Source organism: Streptomyces sp. NPDC060194, assembly GCF_042728285.1.
Taxonomy (GTDB): domain Bacteria; phylum Actinomycetota; class Actinomycetes; order Streptomycetales; family Streptomycetaceae; genus Streptomyces.
Genome location: NZ_JBHWZH010000219.1, coordinates 1 through 6673, shown reverse-complemented (window position 1 = coordinate 6673; position 6673 = coordinate 1). Strand labels below are relative to the sequence as shown.

5 protein-coding genes are annotated in these 6673 nt (G+C 75.1%); 2 read left to right on the top strand and 3 right to left on the bottom strand.

Annotation, left to right across the window (positions count from 1 at the left end; translation table 11 throughout):
* Positions 1 to 83: 83 nt before the first annotated feature.
* Positions 84 to 920 (top strand): hypothetical protein, encoded by an 837-nt coding sequence (locus ACFWEG_RS27700; protein ID WP_387220492.1) that lies wholly within the window; start codon positions 84 to 86, stop codon positions 918 to 920.
* 4 nt (positions 921 to 924) lie between these two features.
* Here ACFWEG_RS27700 and ACFWEG_RS27695 read toward each other — a convergent pair whose 3' ends face one another.
* From ACFWEG_RS27695 to nirB, 3 genes are all read right to left on the bottom strand, one after another.
* A complete protein-coding gene (locus ACFWEG_RS27695; RefSeq protein ID WP_387220490.1) occupies positions 925 to 2088 on the bottom strand; it encodes an alkaline phosphatase PhoX in 1164 nt (387 codons plus the stop codon).
* Between the two features lie 192 nt (positions 2089 to 2280).
* The gene (gene nirD / locus ACFWEG_RS27690) at positions 2281 to 2658 is read right to left on the bottom strand and encodes a nitrite reductase small subunit NirD (RefSeq protein WP_387220487.1); all 378 of its coding nucleotides are present in this window, start codon (positions 2656 to 2658) and stop codon (positions 2281 to 2283) included.
* Positions 2655 to 5192, bottom strand: a complete 2538-nt coding sequence (nirB, locus tag ACFWEG_RS27685; RefSeq protein WP_387220494.1) for a nitrite reductase large subunit NirB — start codon at positions 5190 to 5192, stop codon at positions 2655 to 2657. The genes nirD and nirB overlap by 4 nt, the downstream gene beginning before the upstream one ends.
* 508 nt (positions 5193 to 5700) lie before the next feature.
* Between nirB and ACFWEG_RS27680 the strand changes: the two genes are divergently transcribed.
* Complete coding sequence (locus ACFWEG_RS27680; RefSeq protein WP_387220485.1) at positions 5701 to 6492, top strand: sulfite exporter TauE/SafE family protein; 792 nt, start codon at positions 5701 to 5703, stop codon at positions 6490 to 6492.
* Positions 6493 to 6673: the final 181 nt, after the last annotated feature.

Below are 6673 nucleotides of genomic sequence, written 5' to 3'. Positions count from 1 at the left end.
CCCGTGCCCGGCGCGCGACGGCGGGCGGCCGGTGCGAGACTTGGAGGGCGCGCAGCCCCCCTCACCCACCTCATGGGGGAACCATGAGCCGTACCACCACCGCTGCCGCCCTCGCCGCCGTCGCCGTGCTGCTCCCGGTCGCGGCCTGCACCAACGACCCGCCGCCGCCGATCACGACCCGCACCACGGTCGTCGAGCCGACCGCCACCGTGACCGTCGAGCGGACGCCGCCGACGGAGACCCGCACGCGGACGGAGACGAGCCGCGAGACGGTGACGGCGACGCAGACGCGGCGGGAGACGGCGACGGAGACCCGGCGGGAGACCGCCACCCGGCGCGAGACCGTCACCCAGCGGGAGACGGTCACCGAGCGGGCGACGGAGACGGTGCCCGTGGCGCCGCCCGGGCAGCCCGAGACGTCGCCCCCGGAGACCCCCGCTCCCGAACCGCCTCCTGAGGACTCGCCCTCCGCGGAGGAGTCGCCCTCCGCCGAGGACACGGGCGGGACGACGTCGGCCCCCGGCGACCAACCCCTCGCGCTCACCGACACGGCGACGTACGGGAACGGCGTCGAGGTCACGCTGTCGGGGTTCGAGCGCGGCACGTCCACCGACTCGGCCGCTCCCGAGAACACGGCCCTGGTCAGGTTCGACCTGAGGATCGTGAACAACTCCTCGGAGACCGTCACCCCCTCCGAGCTCTCCGTCAGCTGCGCCTACGGTGCCGAAGGCCGTGCCGGCGAGCAGGTCTTCGACACCGCGGCGGGACTCGACGGACCGCCCGACACCAGCCTCCTCGCCGGCCGCTCCGTCACCGTCCCGATCGCGTGCACCCTGCCGCCCGAGGAGACCTTCGTCCAGATCGAGATCTCCCCGGACCACGACTCCGGCACCGCGGTCTTCGCCGGCGAGGTCCCCTGACGGCTCAGGTCCGGAACGGCCCCGTCACCTCGTACGTGATGCCGCCCGAACTGCTCCCCGACGTGCCCCGCTGGCTGGAGAAGTACAGCCGGCGGCCGTCGGGGGAGAACGCCGGGCCGGTGATCTCGGAGGAGGACTGCCCGGTGACGCGCAGGAACGGCGCGACGACGTCGTTCGGCGTGATGACGCAGATCTCCAGGTTGCCGCCGTCCTCGGCGACGAACAGGTCGCCGGACGCGGACCCGGTGACGTTGTCGACGCCGGTCAGCGGGGCCGACCCGCCCGGCACGAGCGAGTCGTCGTAGGCCAGCTCGATCGTGCCCGCCGCGGCGTTGTACTGCCAGACGCGGTTGTCGCCCTTGGTGGTGAACCAGCAGGTGTCGTCGGCGTAGTGGCACCCCTCGCCGCCGTTGAACCGCTTGGCCCCGCTGACCTGGTTGCGGGTGGCCGTCCCGGATCCGCCCGGGTTCGGGACGGTCGCCCAGGTGACCGGGCCGCTCGTCGCGGAGGTGCTGCCGACCATGATCTCCAGCCGGCCGGCGGACAGGTCGCCCCAGGTGGTGGGCGTGAAGCGGTAGAAGCCGCCGTCGGAGACGTCCTCGGTCAGGTAGATCGTCCGGCGGACCGGGTCCGCGGCCGCCGCCTCGTGCTTGAAGCGGCCCATCGCGTCCCGCCGCACGGCGGCCTTCACGCCCCACGGGTCGGTCTCGTAGACGTAGCCGCGGTCGACCTCCTCGCAGGAGAGCCAGGTGTTCCACGGGGTCTTGCCGCCCGCGCAGTTGACCTGCGTGTTCGACAGGATGCGGTAGGCGCCGGTGATCGCGCCGGTCGACGAGAACCTGATCGCGCCCGCCCCGCCGGTGACCGCCACCTCGGAGTTCGAGACGTAGATCCACCCGGTCCCGTCCGCGTAGCACGCCCCGCCGTCGGGGGCGCTGTGCCAGGTGTACGACGTGCCGGCGACCTTCTGGCCCGACCGCGCGACCACCCGGCTGGTGAACCCGTTCGGCAGCTGGATCCCGTTCCCGTCCGCCGCCCGCAGCGCCCCGTAGGGCCCCGCCCCCGGCTGGGCGGGCGCCGCGTGCGACGCCCCGCGCCACAGCGTGCCACCGAGCGCGGCGGCCGAGCCGCCGACGACCGCACCGCGCAGGAAGTTCCGACGTTCCACGTGTCACTCCATGGGGGGATACGCCCCGCCCCGCCGGCCGGCGGGGCGGTCGCGTGCGTCCGTACCGTAGGAGCGCGGAATTGACGGTGCATCAACAAACGGTGGCGGGGGAGCGGCGGTGCGGTGGCCGCGCGGGACACGGTCGCCCCCGTCGTACGACCGCCCGCCCGCACGCGGTCCCCGCGCGGCGGCTCAGTCGGCGACGACGCGCGTCGCGTACGCCTCGACCGACACCTCCTCGTCGTCCAGGCACCGCCCGCTCGCCAGGTCGAAGCGCTGCTTGAGCAGCGGCGAGGCGACGTAGACGCCGCCGGCGTGCGAGCCGGTGAGGCCGCGGGCGAGGACGTACGCGCCGGTGAACGGGTCGCGGTTGTCGACCGCGTAGACCGCCCCGGAGCGGTCCTGGAAGAGCGCGGCCTGCCGGCCGTCGGGCAGGAGGGCGGCGGTCCCGCGGCCCGGGAGGTCGAGCCGGTCCAGCGCGCAGACCGTGAACCAGCCGTCGGCCAGGCGGATCTGGACGCGGGCGGCGGCGGGCGCGGGACCGGCCCCGCCCAGCAGGGGGAGCGTCATGCCGAGGTCTCCTCGAGGGCGCGGCGGACGGGGAGCGTGGGCCCGGCCAGCAGCGGCGGGCCGGGCTTGACCTGGTCGCGCTCGGGCACGAACCGCACGCTGGGGTCGGGCGTGCCGGGCGCGTTGACGAACGACACGAACCGGGCGAGCCGCTCGGGGTCGTCCAGCGTCTCGGCCCACTCGTCGCGGTACCTCTCGACGTGCGCCCGCATCAGCGCCTCCAGCTCGTCGCAGATGCCGAGCGCGTCGTGCACGACGACGTCCCGGACGTGCTCCAGGCCGCCGGGGATCCGCTCCAGCCAGGGCGCGGTGCGCTCCAGGCGCTCGGCGGTGCGGATGTAGTACATGAGGAACCGGTCGATCAGCCGCACCAGTTCGGTGTCCGAGAGGTCCTTGGCGAGCAGGTCGGCGTGGCGCGGGGTGGCGCCGCCGTTGCCGCCGACGTAGAGGTTCCAGCCGTTCGCCGTGGCGATCACGCCGAAGTCCTTGGACTGCGCCTCCGCGCACTCGCGCTGGCAGCCGGAGACCGCCGACTTGAGCTTGTGCGGCGAGCGCAGGCCCCGGTAGCGCAGCTCCAGGTCGATCGCCATCCGGACCGAGTCCTGGACCCCGTACCGGCACCAGGTCTGCCCCACGCAGGACTTCACCGTCCGCAGCGACTTGCCGTAGGCGTGGCCCGATTCGAAGCCGGCCGCGACCAGCCGGGCCCAGATCGCCGGGAGCTGGTCGACGCGGGCCCCGAACATGTCGATCCGCTGCCCGCCGGTGATCTTCGTGTAGAGGCCGTGGTCGCGGGCGATCTCGCCGATGACGATCAGCTTCTCGGGGGTGATCTCGCCGCCGGGGATGCGCGGCACGACCGAGTACGAGCCGTTCTTCTGCAGGTTCGCCAGGAAGTGGTCGTTGGTCTCCTGGAGCGCGGCCTGCTCGCCGCCGAGCACGTAGCCGTCGTCGAGGCCGAGGCTGGACATGACCGAGGCCACCGCCGGCTTGCAGACCTCGCAGCCCTCGCCGCCGCGCGCCTCGGGGCGGCCGTGGTGGTCCAGGAGGGCGGCGTAGGACGAGATCCGCAGCACCTGCACGATCTCGAACAGCTCCTGCCGGGTCTGCGCGAAGCACCCGCACAGCCCCTTGTCGACGACGACCCCGTTCGCCTCCAGCTCGGCGCCGACCAGCTGTCCGAGCACCTTGACGCAGCTCCCGCAGCCGGTGCCGGCCTTGGTGCACCGCTTCACCTCCGGCACGCCCGTGCACGAGTGCTCGGTGACCGCGCTGCGGACCGCGCCCTTGGTGACGTCGTGGCACGAGCACACCACCGCCTCGTCCGGCAGCGCGGAGGGCCCCAGCCTCACCGCGCCGCCGGAGCCCGCCGGCAGGACCAGCTGCTCGGGGGGGACCGGCGGGACGGTCCCGGTGAGCGGGCGCAGCGTGCCGTAGTCCTCCGCGTCGCCCACCAGCACGCCCCCCAGGAGCACGCCTTCGGGGGAGACGACGAGCTTCTTGTAGATGCCCGAGCGGGCGTCGGAGTAGGTGACGTCCAGGCAGCCCTCCGCCGCCCCGTGCGCGTCGCCGAAGGAGGCGACGTCGACGCCCAGGAGCTTGAGTTTGGTCGACAGGTCGGAGCCGGTGAACCCGGCGGTCGCGCCGTCGATGTCGGCGGCGGCGGTCAGCGCCATCTCGTAGCCCGGCGCGACCAGGCCGTAGACCCGGCCGTCCGCGGTCAGCGCGCACTCGCCGATCGCGTACACGCGCGGGTCGCCGGTGCGGCAGCGCGCATCGACGGCGACGCCGCCGCGCTCGCCGACCTCCAGGCCGCAGTCGCGGGCCAGCTGGTCGCGGGGGCGGACGCCGGCGGAGAAGACGACGAGGTCGGTGGCGAGTTCGGTGCCGTCCGACAGGCGCATGCCGCGGGCCGTCCCGCCCTCGGTGAGGACCTCCTGCGTGCCGACGCCCGTGTGGACGGCCAGGCCCATGCCCTCGATCGTCCGCAGCAGGGCCGCGCCGCCGCCCTCGTCGACCTGGACGGGCATCAGCCGGGGCGCGAACTCCACGACGTGGGTGTCCAGGCCGAGGCCCTTCAACGCACCCGCCGCCTCCAGGCCGAGCAGGCCGCCGCCGACCACCGTCCCCGTGGTCGCGCCCTTCGCGTACGCCTCGATGGCGAGCAGGTCGTCGATCGTCCGGTAGACGAAGCACCCCTCGGCGTCCCTGCCGGGCACGGGCGGCACGAAGGGGTACGAGCCGGTCGCGAGCACGACGGTGTCGTAGGCGATCACGCGGCCCGCGCGGGAGGTGACCGTACGGGCCGCGCGGTCGATCGCCACGGCCGGGTCGCCCACGTGCAGTTCGATGCCGTGCGCGGCCAGGAAGGCGGGGTCGGTCAGGGAGAGGTCCGCGGGGGTGCGGCCGTCGAAGTACGAGGTGAGCCGCACCCGGTCGTAGGCGGGGCGCGGCTCCTCGCAGAGCACGACGACCCGTGTCCGCGCGGTGGTCCCGCGCTCGGCGAGCGCCTCCAGGAAGCGCTGGCCGACCATGCCGTGGCCGACGAGCACGAGGGTGGGCCGGTGCGCGGCCCCCGTGCCGGCGGCGGGCCTCCGGGCCTCCGTTGCCGCGGCGGGCTTCTGCGTGGCCTCCGTGGCCGGCGGGTGCGTGTTCATGCGCCCCAGGCTGCGCGGGGGCTGTTACCCGACCGCATCCCGAGCGTTTCCCCGGGGGAACGCTGTCCTCAGCGGGCACGGCGGGCCGGTGTGAGGGCGCGGGGGAGCGGTGCGGGCGACGACCGGCCGGTCCGGGGGGCGAGGCGGTGCCGGGCGGCGGGGCGGGGGCGCCGAGGCCGTTCCCGGCCGGGGGCGTGCCACCCGCCGGGCCGCGCAGGGACCTTGCCGGTCAGGGGCGCGGCGCGGGACCGGGGAGGGGCGGGTCGTGCGAGGCCGGGCGCCCGCCCCGGTCCGCCGTGCCCCGCGCGGGCGTCGCGCGTACCGCCGCGGGCGATGGTCGACCTGCCAGGTCGGGGGTCGCGCGGCCTCGTCTAGGGTCATGATCATGCCGGACATCTCGCTCACCACCGTCGTCGTCCTCTGCCTCGCAGCCCTGGCCGCGGGGTGGGTGGACGCGGTGGTCGGCGGGGGCGGGCTGCTGATGCTGCCGACGCTGCTCCTCGGGCTGCCGCAGAACCTGCCCGCCGCGTACGCGCTCGGGACGAACAAGGCGGTGGCGATCGTCGGGACCACGGGCGCGGCGGTCACGTACGCCCGGCGGGTGCCGGTGGACGTGCGGACGGCGGTCAGGATCGGGCTGGCGGCGGTGGCCGGCTCGATGGCGGGGGCGTTCTTCGCGGCCGGGATCGGCAACGACGTGCTGCGGCCGGTCATCATGGTCGTCCTGCTCGGCGTCGGCGCGTTCGTCATCCTGCGGCCCGGGTTCGGCACGGCGCCGGCGGCCGCCGCGCCCGGGGTGGCGGGGCCGAAGCGGATCGCCGCGGCGATCCTGATCGCCGGGCTCGGCATCGGCTTCTACGACGGCCTGTTCGGGCCCGGCACCGGCACGTTCCTCGTCCTCGCGCTGACCGCCGTCCTCCACCTCGACCTGGTCCGCGCCTCCGCGACGGCGAAGATCGTCAACGTCTGCACCAACGCGGGCGCGCTCGCGATGTTCGCCCACCAGGGCACGGTGCTGTGGCAACTGGCCGGTCTGATGGCCGTCTTCAACCTCGCCGGCGGCGTCATCGGCGCACGCACCGCGCTGAGGAAGGGCAGCGGTTTCGTGCGCGTCGTGCTGCTCACGGTGGTCGTCGCGCTGGTCGCCAAGCTGGCCTACGAGCAGTGGCTGGCGTGATCGCGGGGCATGCGGACGGCGGGCCGCGGAGGCGGGGGCGCGTACGGCGACCGGGCCGGCCCTCGATCCGGCGGCCGCGGCGCCCCGCCCGGGCCCGGTTGCGGGGCCGTCGCGCCCGGGCCGGGGCGGCAGTCCCCGACGGGCCGCCCGCGCGACCGTCCGGCGCGTCACCGCGCTGTGA

Bases quoted from the DNA above. Each gene is read 5' to 3' on its own strand.
- ACFWEG_RS27700 (WP_387220492.1), top strand. From the start codon at position 84: ATGAGCCGTACCACCACCGCTGCCGCCCTCGCCGCCGTCGCCGTGCTG.
- nirD (WP_387220487.1), bottom strand. From the start codon at position 2,658: ATGACGCTCCCCCTGCTGGGCGGGGCCGGTCCCGCGCCCGCCGCCGCC.
- nirB (WP_387220494.1), bottom strand. From the start codon at position 5,192: ATGGTCGGCCAGCGCTTCCTGGAGGCGCTCGCCGAGCGCGGGACCACC.
- ACFWEG_RS27680 (WP_387220485.1), top strand. From the start codon at position 5,701: ATGCCGGACATCTCGCTCACCACCGTCGTCGTCCTCTGCCTCGCAGCC.